Raw genomic sequence first — 17,807 nt, 5'->3', positions numbered from 1 at the left:
AAAGGGGGAGACCACATGTTTACCAAAATCCTGATCGCCAACCGCGGCGAGATCGCCTGCCGCGTGGCAGCCACTGCCCGGCGCATGGGCATCAAGACCGTGGCCGTCTATTCCGACGCCGACGCCGGCGCCAAGCACGTCGCGGTATGCGACGAGGCGGTGCTGATCGGCCCGGCCGCGGCCAAGGAAAGCTATCTGCGCGCCGACAAGATCATCGAAGTGGCTTTGGCCACCGGTGCGCAGGCGATTCATCCGGGCTACGGCTTCCTGTCCGAGAACGCACGGTTTGCACAAGCCTGCGCCAAAGCCGGCCTGGTGTTCATCGGCCCGCCGGCCAGCGCGATTTCCGCCATGGGCTCGAAGTCCGCCGCCAAGGCCTTGATGGAAAAAGCCAAGGTGCCGCTGGTGCCTGGCTATCATGGCGACAACCAGGATGCGGAATTCCTGCAGAGCGAAGCCGACAAAATTACTTACCCGGTGCTGCTTAAAGCTAGCGCTGGCGGCGGCGGCAAGGGTATGCGCATCGTTGAGCAAAGCGCCGATTTCAAGGCTGCGCTGGCTTCCTGCAAGCGTGAAGCGATCAACAGCTTCGGCGACGACAAGGTGCTGGTGGAACGGTATCTGACGCGTCCGCGCCACATCGAGATCCAGGTATTTGCCGACAGCCAGGGCGACTGCGTCTACCTGTTCGAACGCGACTGCTCGGTACAGCGGCGCCATCAAAAGGTCCTGGAAGAAGCGCCGGCGCCGGGCATGACGGCGGAACGCCGGCGCGCCATGGGCGAAGCCGCGGTGGCGGCGGCCAAGGCGGTCGGCTATGTCGGCGCCGGCACGGTCGAGTTCATCGCTAACCAGGACGGTTCTTTCTATTTCATGGAAATGAACACGCGCTTGCAGGTCGAGCATCCGGTGACGGAAATGATCACCGGCCTTGATCTGGTGGAATGGCAATTGCGGGTAGCCTCCGGCCAGCCGCTGCCGCTGCAGCAGGATCAGCTGAAACTGAACGGCCACGCGCTGGAAGCGCGCATCTACGCAGAAAATCCGGACAAGGGATTCCTGCCGTCGATCGGTACCCTGCGCCATTTGCGTACGCCGGCAGCAAGCGCATTCGAAGTCAGCCAGTCCGCCGCCAGTATCGTACGCATCGATTCCGGTGTGCGCGAAGGCGACGCCATTTCGCCGTTCTATGATCCGATGATCGCCAAACTGATCGTCTGGGGCACGGACCGGGAGCAGGCGCTGGCGGCAATGGCGACCGCGCTGGCGCAATATCAGATCGTCGGCCTGGCCAGCAACGTCAAATTCCTGCAGCGCCTGATCGGCAGCCAGGCGTTTTCGCAAGCGGACCTGGATACGGGCCTGATCGAACGCCATCACGACGCGCTGTTTCCGGCAGCCGCGCCGGCGGCGATTGAAGTACTGGCGCTGGCGGCGGCGTCGCTGCTGCTGTCGGAACGCAATGCCGTCAAGAACGCTGGCAGCGATCCATGGACCAGCACCGACGGCTGGCGCCTGAACAGCAACCTGCAGCGCCGGCTCGCCTTTACCGACGGTGACCAGCCCGAAGCGCTGGACGTCATGTATGAAAGCGGCCGCTGGCTGTTGCACCATGCGCAGCTGCAGGGCGAGAGTTTCCGCCAGATGACGGTGCTGCATCAAGCCGGCAACGAGATTGAAATCAGCCTCGGCGACCGCACCGTGGCCGGCACCGTGGTGCGCGAAGGCGAACAGTTCCACGTGTTTTACGCAGGCAGCCAGTACACGCTGGGCTATCTCGATCCGCTGCTGCACGCCGGCGACGCCGAAGCCGAAGGCGGCCGCCTCACCGCGCCGATGCCGGGCAAGATCGTCGCGCTGCTGGTGACGCAAGGCGAACAAGTGAAAAAAGGCGCACCATTGCTGATCATGGAAGCGATGAAAATGGAACACACCATCGCCGCCCCCGCCGATGGACTGGTCGAGGAACTGCTGTACGCGGTGGGCGACCAGGTGAGCGAATCGGCACAGCTGCTGGTATTCAAACCAGCATAAGGAGTTAAGTGGGGTCAGAGTTTTTTTGCGACAGCTTCATCGTCGCAAAAAAACTCTGACCCCAGTTAACGGACCACGGAGTAAATGCCATAGCATTCGCGTTGTAAAAGCAAGAGGACCAAACAGTGAAACTCCTGTGTTACGTACCCCCAGGCAGTGACTTCGAGACCTGGATCGCCGACTTCGGCAAAGCATTGCCGCAAGCTGAAATCCGCTGCTGGCAGGAAGGCGACAACGCTCCCGCCGATTACGCCCTGGTATGGCGTCCGCCGGCAGCGATGCTGCAGGGACGCCACGATCTCAAAGCGATATTCAACCTGGGCGCCGGCGTCGACGCCATCCTGAAACTGGGCGACGCGCTGCCAGCAGGCGTGCCGCTGATCCGCATCGAAGACGGCGGCATGGCGGTCCAGATGGCCAGCTATGTCACGCATGCCGTGCTCGGCTATTTCGGCCGCTACGACGTTTACCGGCAACAGGCTGCGCGCCGTGATTGGCAGCCGTTGCCGGAACCTGACAAGCGCGAGTTCAGCGTCGGCATCCTTGGCCTCGGCGTACTTGGCTCGCGCATCGCCGCGGCATTGCATCATTTTGAATTTCCCCTGAATGGCTGGAGCCGCACTCCCAAGGATCTCCCCGGCGTACGCAATTTTGTCGGCGCTGAAGCGCTCGACGATTTCCTGCGGGCGTCGCGGGTGCTGGTTTGCATCCTGCCGTTGACTGACGCCACGCGCGGCATCGTCAACCGGGAAAACCTGCAGAAATTGCAGAAAGGCGCGGAGGGCGCTTACCTGATCAACGTCGCCCGCGGCGGCCATGTGGTCGAAGCCGACCTGCTGGCGCTGATCCAGGAAGGACAGGTCGCCGCGGCGACGCTGGACGTCTTCGAGCAGGAACCGCTGGCGCCGGACCATCCGTTCTGGCAAGAGCCGCGCATCAGCATTACCCCGCATATCTCGGCCATTACGGTGGACGAGGATTCGGTGCGGCAGATCAGTGACAAGATACGGTTGCTGGAACATGGTAAAGCGGTGAGCGGCATCATCGATCGCAGCAACGGCTACTGATAAGCAAAATAAGAGGCAAGCAATGACATTCCCCAGCAAAGTGAAAATCGTTGAAGTCGGTCCGCGCGACGGCTTGCAGAACGAAAAGGAAACCATCCCGGCCGACGTGAAAATCGCGCTGGTCGACCAGCTCACCAAGGCCGGCTTCGTCAACATCGAAGCGGCGTCGTTCGTGTCGCCGAAATGGGTGCCGCAGATGGCTACTTCGGCCGAAGTGATGGCGGCCATCCAGCGCAAGCCGGGTGTGATCTATTCCGCCCTGGTGCCGAACATGAAAGGCCTGGAAGCGGCGCTGGCCGCCGGCGCCGACGAGATGGTGATCTTCGGCGCGGCGTCCGAGGCTTTCTCGCAAAAGAATATCAACTGCTCGATCGCGGAATCGATAGAACGTTTCCGCGATGTCGCCAAGCTCGCCAAGCAGGAAGGCAAGCGCCTGCGCGGCAGCATCAGCTGCGTGTTCGGCTGCCCGTATCAAGGCGAAGTCGGGATCGACTCCGTGGTCGACGTGCTGCATCGGCTGCGCGACCTTGGCTGCGATGAAATCGATATCGCCGACACCATCGGCGTCGCTACGCCCAATAAAGTCCACAGTGTGATGCAAAGACTGGTGCAGGAATTTCCTATCGAGCGCCTGTCCGGTCATTTCCACGATACCTACGGCCAGGCGCTGGCGAATATCTACGCCAGCCTGGAAGTCGGAATTTCGATCTACCACTCTTCCGTCGCCGGCCTCGGCGGTTGTCCATACGCCAAGGGCGCCACCGGCAACGTGGCTTCGGAAGATGTGCTGTACCTGATGCAGGGACTGGGAATCGAAACCGGCATCGACCTGGACGCGGTGGTCGACGCCGGCCAGTTCATTTCACGCCACCTGGGACGCAAATCGGCCAGCCATGCGGGTAATGCGATTGCCGCCAAGCGCGCCGGCTGAAAGCTGAAAGGACAGCCGCCCCCTCTTGGCAGCATGTCTGTGCTTGGCATGGATGATGCTGTAATCCAGCTGGGGATTTCTGCATCTTGCCTTGCGCACCCGTTTGGTGCGGCTGTTGCCGGCGTTAGTGCATAATCCCTCATATCAGCTTTGCCTATCAACAGAAAACGGAAGAACCATGAAACATACTCTTATCAAAACCGCCTTGCTGACCGTACTGGCCCTGGGCGCACTGAGCGCATGCAGCAAGCATGAAGACGCACCGGCCGCCAGCGCGGCGGTGAAAGAATATGTGGTGGGCACCGGCGCCACCTATGCGCCATTCGAGTACGAAAACGAGCACAAGGAACTGGTGGGCTTCGATATCGACGTGCTGAAGGCGGTCGCGGAAAAGGAAGGATTCAAGGTCAAGTTCGTCAATACGCCTTTCGACGGCATCTTTACCGCACTGGCGCAGGGTGACCGCGACATTATCGTTTCCGGCCTGACGATTACCGAGAAGCGCAAGCTGACTGTCGATTTTTCGGATCCTTATTTCGAAGCCGGCCAGGTGATCGTGGTGCCTAACGATTCCAAGATCGGCAAGATCACAGATCTCAAGCCGCTCAAGGTTGGCGTCCTGCAAGGCTCTACCGGCGATGAAATGATGCAGAAGCTGGCGGGCGACAACAATGCAAACATCAAACGTTTTGAATCTACTCCGCTGGCCATGAAAGAGCTGGAAACCGGCGGCGTCAGCGCGGTCATCGCCGACAAGGGCGCGGTGGTGCATTATCTGTCCAACAATCAGGTCAAGGGCATCCACATGGTGACGGACGATAATTTCCCGAAAGAATATTTCGGCATCGCGGTGCAAAAGGGTAATGCCGCATTGCTGGGAAAAATCAACCAGGGCCTGGCCGCCATCAAGGCTGACGGCAGCTACGACAAGCTGCACGCCCAGTATTTTGACGCCGCCAAGTAAGACGCCGCCACGGCGTTTTGCCAGGACCGCATTTTTGGATAAGACGACGATCGTATGGAAAAATTACCGGAAAGCGCACAGCGCGTTGCCGATCTGCTGACTACCATCGGACACGACCGGCCGGTCGTGATGCTGCCTGCAACCGGCAAGACCTCCGCCGAAGCCGCCGCCGGCCTGGGCTGCAGCGTGGCCGAGATCGCCAAATCTATCGTGTTCCGGCGCCTGGCCGATGACGCTGCCGTGATGGTGGTCGCCAGCGGCAGCAACCGCGTCGATGAAGCCAAGGTTGCCGCCATTGTCGGGCCGCTGGGCAAGGCCGATGCGCGCTTCGTCAAGGAGCGTATCGGCTATGCCATCGGCGGCGTCTGCCCGATCGGCCACGTCGGCAAGACGCTGATGCTGATCGACCAGGATCTGCTGCAGCTGGACAGTGTCTGGGCTGCTGCCGGACATCCGCATGCCGTATTCAACCTGACGCCACGGCAGCTGGTGAGCATGACTGCGGCGCCGGTGGCGGACGTTGCGCTGCGGACCTGAACCCAGGAATCATAGGCCCGGCCGCATGAACAAGCGGCGCAGCGCATGCGCTGCGATGCCTGCCACGGCGCCGAGCAACCCGAACAGCATCGGCCAGACGCCAAGTCCAAATTGCCGTGGCATCTCGCCGCTGTCAGGAGCATCTGGCACGGCATAAATCATCGTCAGCGTGCCGGCCACGATCAATATCGCGCAGCATATCCAGTACCATCGCTGGCTGGCGGCGCGACATCCCTGCCATATTGCATAGGTCAGGCTGAGCAGGTACAACGATCCATATAGAAAGATAAGGCCCAGTTCCCGCGTGGTCCATATATCTGGATTTACTTGAATGCCGGTTGCCATTGCAATCTCCTTGTCTGTGGCGCTTAAGCGATCTCAGGCTTGTTCGGTGCGGCTGTCTGATACCAGTCGATCTTGCGGGTGACGATCATGATCACGGCCAGGATCACGAATAGCATCAGGCTGCCCAGCATCAGGGCGTTGTCTTCCGATATCAGCAGGCCGTACAAGGTGCCGTACAACAGCGTCAGCATGGCGCCGAATCCCAGGCCGCGGGCAACGCTGCGCAACACCTGGCTCAGGTAAAAGGTCAGCAGGCTGATGCAGGCGGCGCTGGCGGCAAGATAAGCCATCCAGAAGGCGATATGCTCGGACAGGCTGACCAGTATCAGGAAGAAGATCGCCAGTCCGAGTCCTACCAGCAGATACTGGATGGGATGGATAGGCAGCTGCTTGATCATTTCAAAAATGAAGAATCCAACGAAAGTCAGCAGTACGAACAGCAAGCCGTATTTGGTGGCGCGGTCCGCCTGCGAATAAATATTCACCGGTTCGGCCAGCTGGATGTCCAGGCCTTCCACGCCCGTCTTGTCGTCGCCGCTGCGCAACTGGCGTTGTGCATTGGAAGCCAGCGATGACACCTCCCACACAGCGCGGAAACCCTGCTCGCTGACGCTGCGGGTACGCGGCAGGAAGCTGCCGCCGAACTGCGGATGTGGCCAGCTCGAAGATAGTTCGAAACGGTTGCTGTCGCCAACCGGCGTGATCGCCAGGCTTTCTGTTCCGGCCACGGTCATGGCCAGCGAAACGTCCAGGCTGCCGCTTTCGGCCAGGCCCGGTTGTGGTAACGCTACATGCATGCCTTTGCCCAGGCCACCTGCGCCTTGCTCCAGCGGCAAGGCCTGGCCGCCTATTTTCAGCAGCGGCGCACCGAGCAGGCCGCGCACGTCGCTGATACCGATGGCCAGATAGGGATGCGACAAGGTGATTTGCTCAGCGGCCAGTTGCGCGGCCGGCGGCAACTGATAATCGATGCGGCCGTTGAAGCTGCTCTGCAATTCATACACATGCACCTTGTGCAAGCCGCGATAACGCTCGTTCGGCAGCAGCTCACCCTGCATCTGCAAGTCTTTCGGGAAAAACAGGTATTGCCGGTTTTCGTTGCGGCTGCGGAAGATCTTCTTGCCTTCGGCATCCTGCGCCACTTCATCGATCTTGATCTTGTACGGCACCACCAGCACCGGTCCGGTAATGGTCTGGCCGCCGGCATAGCTGGCGGCGATCGAGGCGATTGCCTCCTGTCGGTGCTGCTGGCGGTCTTGCACGGTGTCGCGGATCAGGCCCAACGGGATCAGGATCAGCAGGGTCAGCACAATAATCGCCAGCAGTTTGAGTAGCAAAGGTCGGTTCATGGTCTCTCTCGTTCGGGTCAAGGTGACAGGGGGTCACGTTGCTTTCCAGTGTACGGAGCATGTGTGAAACGACGGCGGCGGCTTTGCGAGGCCGCTGCGGCGCTAATGTGAAGCGGGTGTGAAGTGGGCAAAAATGGGCCAAAACGGGCTCAGGCTGGATCGGCTGGCAAGTTCAGCTGGGCCTCGGCGCCGCCTTCGCTGCAGTTGCGCAAGCTGACCCTGCCATGGTGCAGCTCCGCCACCTGCTGCACGAAACACAGGCCGAGGCCGGTGCTCTTTTCGTTGCTGCCCGGCCGCGGCAAGGAATAAAAGCGTTCAAATACTCGCGTCAACGCGTAGGCGGGGATGCCGGGGCCGCTGTCCCGCACCGACAGCTTGACGGTTCCGGGCTGCGAGAAATCGCTCTTGATGACGATCACGCTGTTCGGCGGCGAGAAATCGATGGCGTTGTCCAGCAGGTTGATCAGCGCCTGGCGCAATAGAAAAACTTCGCCGCGGATTTTCGGCTGCAGCGCCGACGCCGGTGGATATATATCCCTGCGCACGCTGACCCCGGCACGCTGCAGGCGCGGTTCCAGCAGGTTGATGACTTCATCCAGCAGCTCGCCGAGATCGATGGCGACGACGTTTTCCAAGGTTTGCCGGTGTTCGATCGCCGCCAGCGCCAGCATTTTCTCTATCAGTTCCGCCAGCCGTTGCGACTGGCTGCGGATGTTATGGGCGAAGCGGCGGCGCTGGACAGCGGGCAGGTTTTCATCGAGCAGTTCGGCCGCGCCCTGGATCGCCGCCAGCGGACTTTTCATTTCATGGGTCAGGCTGTGGATGTAGTGTTCGACATACTGCTTGCCTTCCAGCTTTTGCCGCATCGATTCCAGCGCCTGGCCCAGCTCGACGATTTCGCTGGCGCCCTTGGCCGGCGGCCGCACCCGTTCTCCAGCAGTCACCGCGCGCGCGTAGCGCTGCAGGGCCCCCAGCGAACGGCTGATCCACAAGGTCACCGCGAGCCCGACCGCCAGCGACAGGAACAGCAGCAAGGCGCCCCAGCGCAGGATGGTTCTCTCGCTTTGCGAGATCGCCGGCTGCAAGGTGTTATTGGGCTTGGCCACGGTCAGCACGCCGATAATCTTGCCATTGTCGATGATCGGCGCCGCCACGTGCATCACGGTGCTGCGTTCATCGCTGTCGACATCGCGCGTGGAACGCACGCCATAGCTGCCTTGCAAAGTCAGGTAGACATCGTTGCGGCGCGAATAGTCCTGGCCGACGGCGCGGCCGGTGGAATCGAACAGCACGATGCCCTTGAGATCGGTGACGTAGATGCGGTAATCCAGCGTGGTTTTGCGGAAGCTCCAGATCTTGGCGTCGACGCCGCGATGCGCATATTCGCGTACGCGGCTGGCGAAATTGCCGTCGGCGATGTGGTTCTGCTTCATGTCGTCGGCCGCCAGCTCGGCCAGGATGTTGGCGGTATCGACCAAGGTGTCTTCCATCGCCTGCCGCACCGCTGGCTTGACCTCGGCCAGGAAAACACGCTGGATAAAGACCCCGGCCAGCCCGACGATCAGGAAATAGCCCAACAGGATGCGGATGCCGAGCTTCATGGCGGCGCCAGTTCCAGCGAATAGCCGAGGCCGCGATGGGTGTGGATAGGGTCGGCCGCAGGCGCCACGGCTTTGAGCTTGATGCGCAAGGTCTTGACGTGGGTGTCGACGGTGCGGTCGGTGCTGTCCGGCGCGTCGTGCCAGATCGAGTCCATCAGCTGGTTGCGGCTGAAAATGCCGCCCGGCCGGCTCAGCAGCATCTTCAGCAACAGGTATTCATAGCGCGTCAGCTGCAGGGCCTGGCCGGCATAGCGTATGCGCATGCCGAGCGTATCCATTTCGAATGCGCCCAGCGTGACGATGGCTGGCGTGCTAACGGCAGTGCTGTTTTCGGCCGCCGGCGCGTGGCCCAGGCGGCGCAGGACAACGCGGATGCGCGCCGCCAGCTCGCGCGGCGAGAAAGGCTTGACCATGTAATCGTCGGCGCCGATTTCGAGACCGATCAGGCGGTCGATTTCGCTGCCGCGCGCAGTCAGGAAAATCACCGGCAGCGAGGAAAACTTGCGCAGCTCGCGGCAGACATCGAAGCCGCTCATGTCGGGCAGGCCGACGTCCAGCACCGCCAGGTCGAACTGGCCGCTGCGCGCCTGTTGCAAGGCGACGCCGCCGAGCAGGCAATGATGGACCTGGAATCCTTCGCTGCTGAGCGCGTAGATCACTGTGTCGGCAATCGCGCTTTCGTCTTCGGCCAGTAAAATGTTCAGCATGCGTTGGGGGTCATGGAAGGAGGCGATGTCGCTTATTATATGGATAAGCGACACAATCACCAGCACAAACAGTATAAAAAGCATAATCAGAGACATTGTGAAAAATCAGCAAACCAAGTCCGTCATTGCGCCTGCGGTTGTCGACGCTGGCACGGACTACAGCATCTCGCCCTGCATCAACGTCTGCGTGATGAACCCGGAAACCGCCTTGTGCGACGGCTGCCAGCGCACACTGGATGAAATCGCCCTGTGGGGCAGCGCCAGCGAGCTGCAAAAGCGCGCCATCTGGCAGCTGATCCGGCAACGGCGCGCGCCATGAGCGCGACCTTCCTGCCGCCGACCATGCGGGTGCTGGAACGCGGCTGGCTGTCGTCCAACAACATCCTGTTCCTTGGCAGCGAGCAGACCGCGCTGGTGGACAGCGGCTATCTCACGCATGCGCCGCAAACCCTGGCGCTGGTGGCGCACGGCTTGCAAGGGCGGCCGCTGGACCGTTTGCTCAACACTCACCTGCATTCGGACCATTGCGGCGGCAACGCCGCCCTACAGCAGGCTTATGGCTGCCGGACCTCGATTCCCGCCGGCCAGGCCGAGCAGGTGCGGCGCTGGGACCGGGACGCGCTGAGCTACAGCGGCACCGGCCAGCAATGTGCGCCGTTCACTTTCGACGATACCCTGCAGGCCGGCGACTGGCTGACCCTGGGCGACCTGCAGTGGCAGGTGCTGGCGGCGGCCGGGCACGATCCGCATTCCCTGGTTTTTTATTGTCCACAGCAGGGCATCCTGATTTCCGCCGATGCCTTGTGGGAAAACGGTTTTGGCGTGATCTTTCCGGAACTGGATGGCGAATCCGGTTTTGCCGAGGCGCAGGCAACGCTGGAGCTGATCGCATCGCTCGACGTGCGGCTGGTGATTCCCGGTCACGGCAGTCCATTTCCCGGCGCCGGCGCCGCGCTGGAAAGGGCTTTTGCGCGGCTCGCCTATCTGGCCGCCGATCCGCAGCGCAATGCCGGCAATGCCATCAAGGTCTTGCTCAAGTTCTTGCTGCTGGAACGACAACAGATCAGATTGACCGAGGTGGAGCAGATGCTGACCAGCCTGCCGCTGGTTGAGGCCGCCAACCGCCGCTATCTGCGGCTCAGCGGCGCTGAGCTCGCCGAATGGACGGTGGCCCAGTTGCTTCGCGCCGGGGCGGCGGAAGTGCGCGACGGCTGCTTGTTAAACCGCTAACGCGGAGTTGTGCCAATATCGAAGCGAGTCAGCCGATAGCCCGGTTTAGAGGACAAAATCTAGCACGATCGTACTTTTTATTCTTGGCTTCCCCCTATAATCAGTCATTCAATTCCCAATTCAAGAGGTTGTTATGGCACTGCCAGCTGCGTTGCAAAACCTGAGCCTTCCCGTCATCGGCTCGCCGATGTTCATCGCCAGCGGCCCGGCCCTGGTGGCCGCCCAATGCAAGGCGGGCATCGTCGGCTCTTTCCCCGCCCTCAACGCCCGGCCGGCGGAATTGCTGGATGTCTGGCTGACCGATCTGCAAGCGGAACTGGCGGCTTACCAGGCCGAGCATCCCGACGCCAAGATCGGCCCGATCGCGGTCAACCAGATCGTCCATCAATCGAATGACCGCCTGGCGCACGACGTCGCGGTATGCGTCAAGCATAAGGTCCCTATCATCATTTCCAGCCTGCGCGCGCCGCCGCCGGAAATGATGGATGCGATCCACAGCTATGGCGGCATCGTACTGCACGACGTGATCTCGATCCGCCACGCGCAAAAGGCGCTGGAAGCCGGCGTCGACGGCCTGATCCTGGTGGCGGCCGGCGCCGGAGGCCATGCCGGACCGCTGTCGCCGTTTGCGCTGGTGGGTGAAGTACGCAAATTCTTCAAGGGTCCGATTGCCTTGTCGGGCGCGATCGCCACCGGCGATGCGATCCTGGCGGCGCAGGCGATGGGCGCCGACTTTGCCTATATCGGTTCGCGCTGGCTGGCGACCAAGGAAGCGCATGTCGACGATGCCTATCGCCAGGCCATCGTAGAGTCCACAGCCGCGGATGTGGTGTACACCAATCTGTTCACCGGCGTGCACGGCAACTACCTGAAGAAATCGATCGTCAATGCCGGCCTCGATCCGGACAACCTGCCGGAAGCGGATAAATCGAAGATGAATTTCGGTTCCGGCGGCAGCGGCGCCAAGGCCTGGCGCGATATCTGGGGCGCCGGCCAAGGCGTTGGCCTGATGGATGACGTGCCGAGCGTGGCGCAGATGGTGGATCGCCTGCAGACTGAATACCAGGCGGCGCGCAAACGTCTGGCGTTGTAAGTTTTGTTGAGGACGGGTCAGGCCGAGCAGCCTGATCCGTTTGCAGTAATCGCTTCAGGTAGTCAGGAGCACCTGGCCGTCCGTCACCGAAATATGCGCCAGCGTGGGATCCTTCTCATGCACCGCAATCGCATTCAGTCCCGCCGGAAACACCCGATAGCCCAGTTCCTTGAGAAAGGCTTCAATCGCTGCCGGTTCCGACTTGAGGACTTCGATGCACATGACTGGGCGATGCTTTTCTATGGTGGCGCGGGCGCCGCGCAGCACATCCAGTTCCATCCCTTCGACATCCAGTTTCACCAGGTCCAGGCGCTCCAGTTTCAAGGAATCCAGGCTGACCATCGGTACTGTCGCGCCGGCGTCGGCTTCGTAGGAAATCTGCTGGCCGATGAATTCGGTATTCGGCCGCTGGCGCAGCTCCAGGCTGCCAAAGCTGGCGGCCTTGAAGTAATCCGGCTGCGGCACCACCAGTTCGCCGCATTGCTCGCCCAGCGCCGACAGCTTCACCCGCGCGTTCAGGCAGTTGTTGATGGCGACATTGCCGGCCAGGGCGTAAAACACGACTTCCTGCGCTTCGAACGCCAGCACCCGGCCCCAGCCATGCATGTGGCGCGCCCACTCGATGGTATGCACGCCGATATTGGCGCCGCCGTCGATGGCGAACACGCCGTCGCCGAAATGACGGCGCCGGCAATTCAGCAAGGCCAGCGCAAAATCTATCTCGCTGGCGTCGAAACTGGAATTGCTGAGTATCTGATAGCCGACCCCGTAGCCGTTATTTTCATTGACGCCGTGATGATCGTTGCGGTTCACGATCATGCTGCCATGATTGGATGCGGCCAGGACAAAAGCGATGGGGCGGAGTGGCAAAGACATGGCTGGCAATCCTTAAGGTCGGGTCACATCGTCATTCGATGGTACTGATCCAGTCGGACAAAATCTGCAGCAGCTGGCGCGGTTTTTCCAGCGGTGTCATATGTCCGCAGTTTTCGATCAGCGCCATGCGCGCCGTGGCGATCTGCTCCAACATCTGTTGTGACTCGGCGACGCTGCTGAGCTGGTCGTTGCTGCTGGCGACGATCAGCGTCGGACAATGAATGTTGTGCAGCTCGGCGTAACCGTCGCTGCGCAGGGCCGACAACTGGCGGATAAAGACTTCCTTGCCGTTGCTCAGCGCCATCGCTTGCAGCCGCTCCAGCAGCACGCGGTCATGCGCCAGGTCAGGATGCAGCGAAGACGCCAGGGCGCGGCTGGTGAGGCCCTTGAACGGCACTTGCCGCGCTAGTTCCAGCTGCACCTTGTTACCGGCGATTTCGCGCGGGTTCTGCTGCCGTGCAGAAGTGTTCAGCAGCGCCAGCGCAATCACCCGTTCCGGCGCCTGCTGCATGATGGCCTGGGCCACGTAGCCGCCCATGGAAAAGCCGATCAGGACGAAACGCGGCGGCGCCTGCCGCAGCACGCGCGCCGCCATGGCGCTGATCGAATCATCCTGGCCGAGATCGCCGAAGTGCAGCTGGCCCAGTTGCTGCAGGCCTTCGCGCATGTCGTCCCACAGCGTTTGATCCAGCATGAAGCCGGGCAGCAGCAACAGTTGCCGGCGCTCATTATTGTCTACCGATAGCGCCATTATTTTTTGACCACTTCCTGTTCCACGATCATGTCGAGTGTCCACTTGATCGAACTGGCATCGGCCGGCGGATTGAGCACCGGCTCTTCCAGGATCCTCAGACGGTAGGCGATGCCGGGCTCGAAATTGAAGCCGGCGATATTGCCGTACCAGAGCTGCCACGGATCTTCCTTGCGTTCGCGGATCTGCAGGCAGGTGGTGCGCATCATGCCGGTGCTGCACGGCATTTTTTGCGAAGCGACGTAGACGAATTTGATCTTGGCGGCAGCGCTCGGTTTTTCGCGTTGATAGAAGCTGAGGGTCTGGCCATCCACGGTTGTCATTTCCAGCACCGGGCCGCTGATCTTGTAGTTGTTGACGGCTTGCAGCTTGTCGAGGAAATCGGCTTCGAACTGCATTGCCGGCGGCGCGCAAGCCATGCGCGTGGTGACGGCCTCGACGATGGTCAGCTGGCCGGCCGCGCGCACCGAGTAGGGCGCGGAAAACTGGTTGCAGCCGGCGCGGCCGCTGACTCTGCCCTTGCCATCCTGCATGTCGAAATTGAGGATCACGGGTTCGCCATTGTCGCCATGCGGGACAGTGTGGCCGGTCCAGCCGGTCAATTCCCAGCGCACGGCGGACAACGCCGGATCGTTGCCGGCCACCGGCGCCGGCGGCGTACCGGCGCAAGCGGCCAGGGTAAAGCCGACGGCGGCGCTGACGGCCAGGCCGCGCAGTAAGGAACGCGGCAGTGAAGAGACTGAGGCAAGCGTCATACGGACTCCTGGTAGAAGTGGGTCAGGGCACATTTTAGCGCAGTGCGGTCTACTCAAGCCATTTGGCGCGGCTCGCCGCCAGCGCTACCGCCGCGCATAGCACACCCACCAGCGACAGCGCCACTGTCAGTCCGAAGCCATGTGCGATAAAACCGATGGCAGGAGGTCCGATCAGGCCGCCGGTGTAGCCCATGGTGGTGACGCCCGCCAACGCGGTCGGGCCATGACGGCCGGCGGCGCTGAAGATGAACGGAAACACGGTGGCGACGCCGACCCCGGTCAGCGCAAAGCCGGCGATGGCGAACGGGATTTCGCCGGCGGCCAGTGCAATCAGCATGCCGATGCCGGCCGCCAGCGCGCCGCTGGCGACGATGCGGCGGGCGCCGAATGCTTCTTTCAGCTTGTCGCCCACCAGCCTGGTCAGCAGCATCATGCCGGCAAAGCAGGCGAAAGCCAGAGGCGCCACGCCGTCGCTGGCCAGCAGCCGGTCCTTCATGTAGACGCCGCTCCAGTCGGCCACCGAACCTTCGACGATGGCGCCGCCAAAGGCAACCATGCCGAGCGCGATCAGGGGGCCGTGCGGCAGCGCGAAGTGCTTTTTGCCGGCGATGTATTGCGGCCGGTCGTTGGGCAGGGCGCGATAGCAAAGGCGTAGCGGGATCAATGCGCAACAGGCAATCGCGGCAAAGTGCAACAAGGGCCCGATACCGAGGCCGGCGATGGCGCTGCCAAGCAAGGCGCCGGACAGCGTGCCGACGCAGAACCAGGCGTGCAGCTGCGACATGATCGAACGGCCGGCGATCTTTTCCGCCTCGGCGCCGAGGGCGTTGATGGCGACATTGAAGCAGCTGGAGCACACTCCGAGGCACAGCATGACCAGCATCAGCAGCGGCAGGTTGGGCGCCAGCGCCAGGCAGGGGACAGTGAGCAGCAAGGCCACGCCGGCATACCAGCAGCCGCGGCGAGCGCCGTAGTGGCCGATCAGCCAGGCCGCCAGCGGAAACGAGCTGACCGCGCCGACGCCACCGCCCAGCAGGAACAGGCTGAGGCCGGCCGGATCCAGCTGCAAATGATCGCGCAGCGCCGGAATGCGCGAGACCCAGCTGGCGTAGATCACGCCCAGCAGCAGGAACAGCAGCGGCAGCGCTACCTGGCGCATGCGCGGGTTGGCGGCACTGGATGAAGCGGCAGGGTTGGACATTGAGTGAAGGAAAAGTGACGGCCAGTGCAGATTCAAGCCGTGCAGATAGCGGAATCAGCGCGGCCGGCGGTACCGGCGCAACCGCGCTGAGGCAGGATCAGAAATCGGCCGGCAATGCCTGCAGGTGAAGCTGCAAGGCATCCAGTAAAGCCTGGCAAGCCTCATCGGTGCCGACCGTGATGCGCAGGAACTGGGCGATGCGGGCGCTGCTGAAATGGCGCACTATGATGCCGTCGCCGCGCAGACTGGCAGCCAGCTTGGCGGCGTCATGGCGCGGATGGCGCGCGAACACGAAGTTGGCGGCCGACGGCAGCACCTCGAAGCCGAGCTCTGTGAGCCCCGCCACCATGTGTTCGCGGCTGGCCATCACTGCGTGGCGGGTCTTGTCGAAATGCGCCTGGTCCTTGATGGCGGCGGTGGCGCCGGCGATCGCCATGCGGTCCAGCGGATAGGAATTGAAGCTGTTCTTGACCCGGTTCAGCGCCGTGATCAGATCCGGATGGCCGATCGCAAAGCCGACCCGCAAGCCGGCCAGCGAGCGCGACTTCGACAAGGTCTGCACCACCAGCAGATTAGGATAGCGCGCTACCAGCGGGATCGCGCTGTCGCCGCCGAAATCGACATAGGCCTCATCGACGATCACTACGCAGTCGGGCTGCCCCGCCACCAGCCGCTCGACTTCGGCCAGCGGCAGCAGGCAGCCGGTAGGCGCATTCGGATTCGGGAAAATGATGCCGCCGGCGTCGACGCCCAGGTAGTCGTCGACGCGCAGGCTGAAATCCGCCGCCAGCGGCACCGTGCGGTGCGCCACTTCATACAAGCCGCAATAGGTCGGGTAAAAACTGTAGCTGATGTCCGGGAACAGGATCGGCTCTTCATGCTGCAGCAGGGCCTGGAAGGCATGCGCCAGCACTTCGTCGGAGCCGTTGCCGACGAACACATGGGCGCTGGTGATGCCATGCGCGGCGTTCTGCTCGGCCAGCGCCCGTTTCAGCACATCGGCCTCGGGATCGGGATACAGGCGCAGGCTGTCGCCCGCCTCGGCGGCAATCGCGGCCAGCGCCAGCGGCGACGGTCCGTAGGGATTCTCGTTGGTGTTGAGCTTGATCAGCTTGCTCAGCTTGGGTTGTTCGCCGGGGGTGTAAGGCGTCAGGCGGCTGACGATGGGACTCCAGAATTTGCTCATTGTGTCGCTAGGGAAATTTACGCGGGCCGGATAGGGCGGATCGGCATATGGTAGCAAGCTTATGAAGTTAACGTCGAGGGCGAGTTAATCCAGGCAGGGGCGGGAACCATGTATCCATGTACAGATCAATGCAGATCCTGCTTTTTCTTCGGATATCGCTCGCAGCAAGCTCTGCTATGCATCGGACACAAAGCCGTTCGGCGGGTTGCACCAAAGGCAACTGGTAACATAGGGAGCTTGGGACGCGGACCCGGTCCGCACTATTTCACACAAGCAACAGGAGCTGTCCTTGAACATATTAGCTGTCAATCAACTTACAACGCTCTGGAACTTCCTTCTTGAATCGTCCTTGCACTATGGCCTGAATGCGGTGCTGGCCATTTTCACGCTGGCGGTCGGCTGGTGGCTGTCCTCGCGCTTCGCCAATGCACTGGACCGCGTCATGATTCGCGCCAGCCTCGACGCCACCTTGCGGCCGGTGCTGCGCAGCTTGCTGCTGTGGCTGGTACGTTTGATCACGCTGGTCGCCGTGCTGGGCCAGTTCGGAGTGCAGACTGCCAGTATCATCGCCGTCCTGGGTGCCGCCAGCTTGGCGATCGGCCTGGCTTTGCAAGGGACTTTGCAAAACATCGCGGCTGGCATGATGTTGCTGTTACTGCGGCCATTCCAGGTCGGCGAATACATCTCCAACGGCAGCGTCGAAGGCACGGTCGATGAAATCGGCCTGTTTGCGACCAAACTGACCAAGGCCGACGGCGTTTGCCTGTTTGTGCCTAACAACCAGCTGTGGAACAGCGCGCTGACCAACTTCAGCCGCAACAATACGCGCCGTATCGACATGCCGCTCGGCATCAACTACCGGGACAATCCGGCCGTGGCTATCCAGGCCTTGCAGAAACTGCTGCTGGCGGATGAGCGGATCCTGGCGACGCCGGCGCCGCTGGTGGTGGTCACCGACCATGCCGAGAGCGCGGTGATGCTGAACATGCGCGCCTGGACCACCACCTCCGAATACTGGGCGGTGCGCTGGTCGCTGGCACAAAACGTGCAAGCAGCATTGGAGTCGGTGAACTGCTCGATCCCGTTCCCTACTCGCGAGTTGCACATCACGCGCGCAGCCGAGGTGAATACCGCAGCGTAAGTACACGGTGGAAGGCGTTGACCGGCATTTCTTTTTGAT

Annotated in this window: 18 protein-coding genes; 9 read left to right on the top strand and 9 right to left on the bottom strand. The window is 61.8% G+C overall.

The annotated features are described in order from the left end of the window. Positions 1–15: 15 nt before the first annotated feature. From BCF11_RS09670 to BCF11_RS09650, 5 genes are all read left to right on the top strand, one after another. Positions 16–2,034: an acetyl/propionyl/methylcrotonyl-CoA carboxylase subunit alpha gene (locus BCF11_RS09670; protein ID WP_098494561.1), complete on the top strand. Its 2,019-nt coding sequence runs from the start codon at positions 16–18 to the stop codon at positions 2,032–2,034. A gap of 125 nt (positions 2,035–2,159) precedes the next feature. Continuing rightward, the gene (locus tag BCF11_RS09665) at positions 2,160–3,101 is read left to right on the top strand and encodes a glyoxylate/hydroxypyruvate reductase A (RefSeq protein ID WP_098494560.1); all 942 of its coding nucleotides are present in this window, start codon (positions 2,160–2,162) and stop codon (positions 3,099–3,101) included. 22 nt (positions 3,102–3,123) lie between these two features. Next, positions 3,124–4,032 (top strand): hydroxymethylglutaryl-CoA lyase, encoded by a 909-nt coding sequence (locus BCF11_RS09660; RefSeq protein WP_098494559.1) that lies wholly within the window; start codon positions 3,124–3,126, stop codon positions 4,030–4,032. A gap of 178 nt (positions 4,033–4,210) precedes the next feature. Further along, entirely contained in the window at positions 4,211–4,996 is a 786-nt protein-coding gene (locus BCF11_RS09655) for a basic amino acid ABC transporter substrate-binding protein (RefSeq protein WP_098494558.1), read from the top strand. Positions 4,997–5,050: 54 nt separating this feature from the next. Further along, the gene (locus tag BCF11_RS09650; protein WP_098494557.1) at positions 5,051–5,533 is read left to right on the top strand and encodes a YbaK/EbsC family protein; all 483 of its coding nucleotides are present in this window, start codon (positions 5,051–5,053) and stop codon (positions 5,531–5,533) included. Positions 5,534–5,542: 9 nt separating this feature from the next. Here BCF11_RS09650 and BCF11_RS09645 read toward each other — a convergent pair whose 3' ends face one another. The 4 genes from BCF11_RS09645 to creB all read right to left on the bottom strand — a co-directional run bounded on the left by BCF11_RS09645 (position 5,543) and on the right by creB (position 9,535). Continuing rightward, the gene (locus BCF11_RS09645; protein WP_098494556.1) at positions 5,543–5,878 is read right to left on the bottom strand and encodes a hypothetical protein; all 336 of its coding nucleotides are present in this window, start codon (positions 5,876–5,878) and stop codon (positions 5,543–5,545) included. Between the two features lie 23 nt (positions 5,879–5,901). Beyond that, positions 5,902–7,227 carry a cell envelope integrity protein CreD gene (gene creD, locus BCF11_RS09640; protein WP_098494555.1) on the bottom strand — a complete coding sequence of 442 codons (1,326 nt, stop codon included), beginning with the start codon at positions 7,225–7,227 and terminating at the stop codon, positions 5,902–5,904. A gap of 149 nt (positions 7,228–7,376) precedes the next feature. Continuing rightward, the gene (creC, locus tag BCF11_RS09635; protein WP_098494554.1) at positions 7,377–8,828 is read right to left on the bottom strand and encodes a two-component system sensor histidine kinase CreC; all 1,452 of its coding nucleotides are present in this window, start codon (positions 8,826–8,828) and stop codon (positions 7,377–7,379) included. Next, the gene (gene creB / locus BCF11_RS09630) at positions 8,825–9,535 is read right to left on the bottom strand and encodes a two-component system response regulator CreB (RefSeq protein ID WP_098494553.1); all 711 of its coding nucleotides are present in this window, start codon (positions 9,533–9,535) and stop codon (positions 8,825–8,827) included. The genes creC and creB overlap by 4 nt, the downstream gene beginning before the upstream one ends. Positions 9,536–9,632: 97 nt before the next feature. On the opposite strand from creB, the gene BCF11_RS09625 reads away from it, so the two are divergent. From BCF11_RS09625 to BCF11_RS09615, 3 genes are all read left to right on the top strand, one after another. Then, a complete protein-coding gene (locus tag BCF11_RS09625; RefSeq protein WP_369827740.1) occupies positions 9,633–9,854 on the top strand; it encodes a DUF1289 domain-containing protein in 222 nt (73 codons plus the stop codon). Next, entirely contained in the window at positions 9,851–10,765 is a 915-nt protein-coding gene (locus BCF11_RS09620) for an MBL fold metallo-hydrolase (protein ID WP_098494551.1), read from the top strand. The genes BCF11_RS09625 and BCF11_RS09620 overlap by 4 nt, the downstream gene beginning before the upstream one ends. A gap of 133 nt (positions 10,766–10,898) precedes the next feature. Continuing rightward, on the top strand, positions 10,899–11,858 hold the full coding sequence (locus tag BCF11_RS09615) for a nitronate monooxygenase family protein (protein ID WP_098494550.1): 960 nt from the start codon (positions 10,899–10,901) through the stop codon (positions 11,856–11,858). 54 nt (positions 11,859–11,912) lie between these two features. Here BCF11_RS09615 and BCF11_RS09610 read toward each other — a convergent pair whose 3' ends face one another. From BCF11_RS09610 to hisC, 5 genes are all read right to left on the bottom strand, one after another. Beyond that, entirely contained in the window at positions 11,913–12,734 is an 822-nt protein-coding gene (locus BCF11_RS09610; protein ID WP_098494549.1) for an FkbM family methyltransferase, read from the bottom strand. Between the two features lie 31 nt (positions 12,735–12,765). After that, positions 12,766–13,485, bottom strand: a complete 720-nt coding sequence (locus BCF11_RS09605; protein ID WP_098494548.1) for an alpha/beta fold hydrolase — start codon at positions 13,483–13,485, stop codon at positions 12,766–12,768. Next, positions 13,485–14,240 (bottom strand): META and DUF4377 domain-containing protein, encoded by a 756-nt coding sequence (locus BCF11_RS09600; protein ID WP_158229170.1) that lies wholly within the window; start codon positions 14,238–14,240, stop codon positions 13,485–13,487. Before BCF11_RS09600 ends, BCF11_RS09605 begins: the two co-directional genes overlap by 1 nt. A 49-nt stretch (positions 14,241–14,289) precedes the next feature. Next, positions 14,290–15,441 carry an MFS transporter gene (locus BCF11_RS09595; protein ID WP_098494546.1) on the bottom strand — a complete coding sequence of 384 codons (1,152 nt, stop codon included), beginning with the start codon at positions 15,439–15,441 and terminating at the stop codon, positions 14,290–14,292. Positions 15,442–15,538: 97 nt separating this feature from the next. Continuing rightward, positions 15,539–16,627 (bottom strand): histidinol-phosphate transaminase, encoded by a 1,089-nt coding sequence (gene hisC / locus BCF11_RS09590; RefSeq protein ID WP_098494545.1) that lies wholly within the window; start codon positions 16,625–16,627, stop codon positions 15,539–15,541. Positions 16,628–16,916: 289 nt separating this feature from the next. Between hisC and BCF11_RS09585 the strand changes: the two genes are divergently transcribed. Then, the gene (locus BCF11_RS09585; protein ID WP_098494544.1) at positions 16,917–17,768 is read left to right on the top strand and encodes a mechanosensitive ion channel family protein; all 852 of its coding nucleotides are present in this window, start codon (positions 16,917–16,919) and stop codon (positions 17,766–17,768) included. Positions 17,769–17,807 lie beyond the last annotated feature (39 nt).

It is taken from the genome of Collimonas sp. PA-H2 (genome assembly GCF_002564105.1).
Classification (GTDB): Bacteria; Pseudomonadota; Gammaproteobacteria; order Burkholderiales; family Burkholderiaceae_D; genus Collimonas.
The sequence above is the reverse complement of the archived record's forward strand: the minus strand, read 5'-3'. Positions and strand labels throughout refer to the sequence as shown.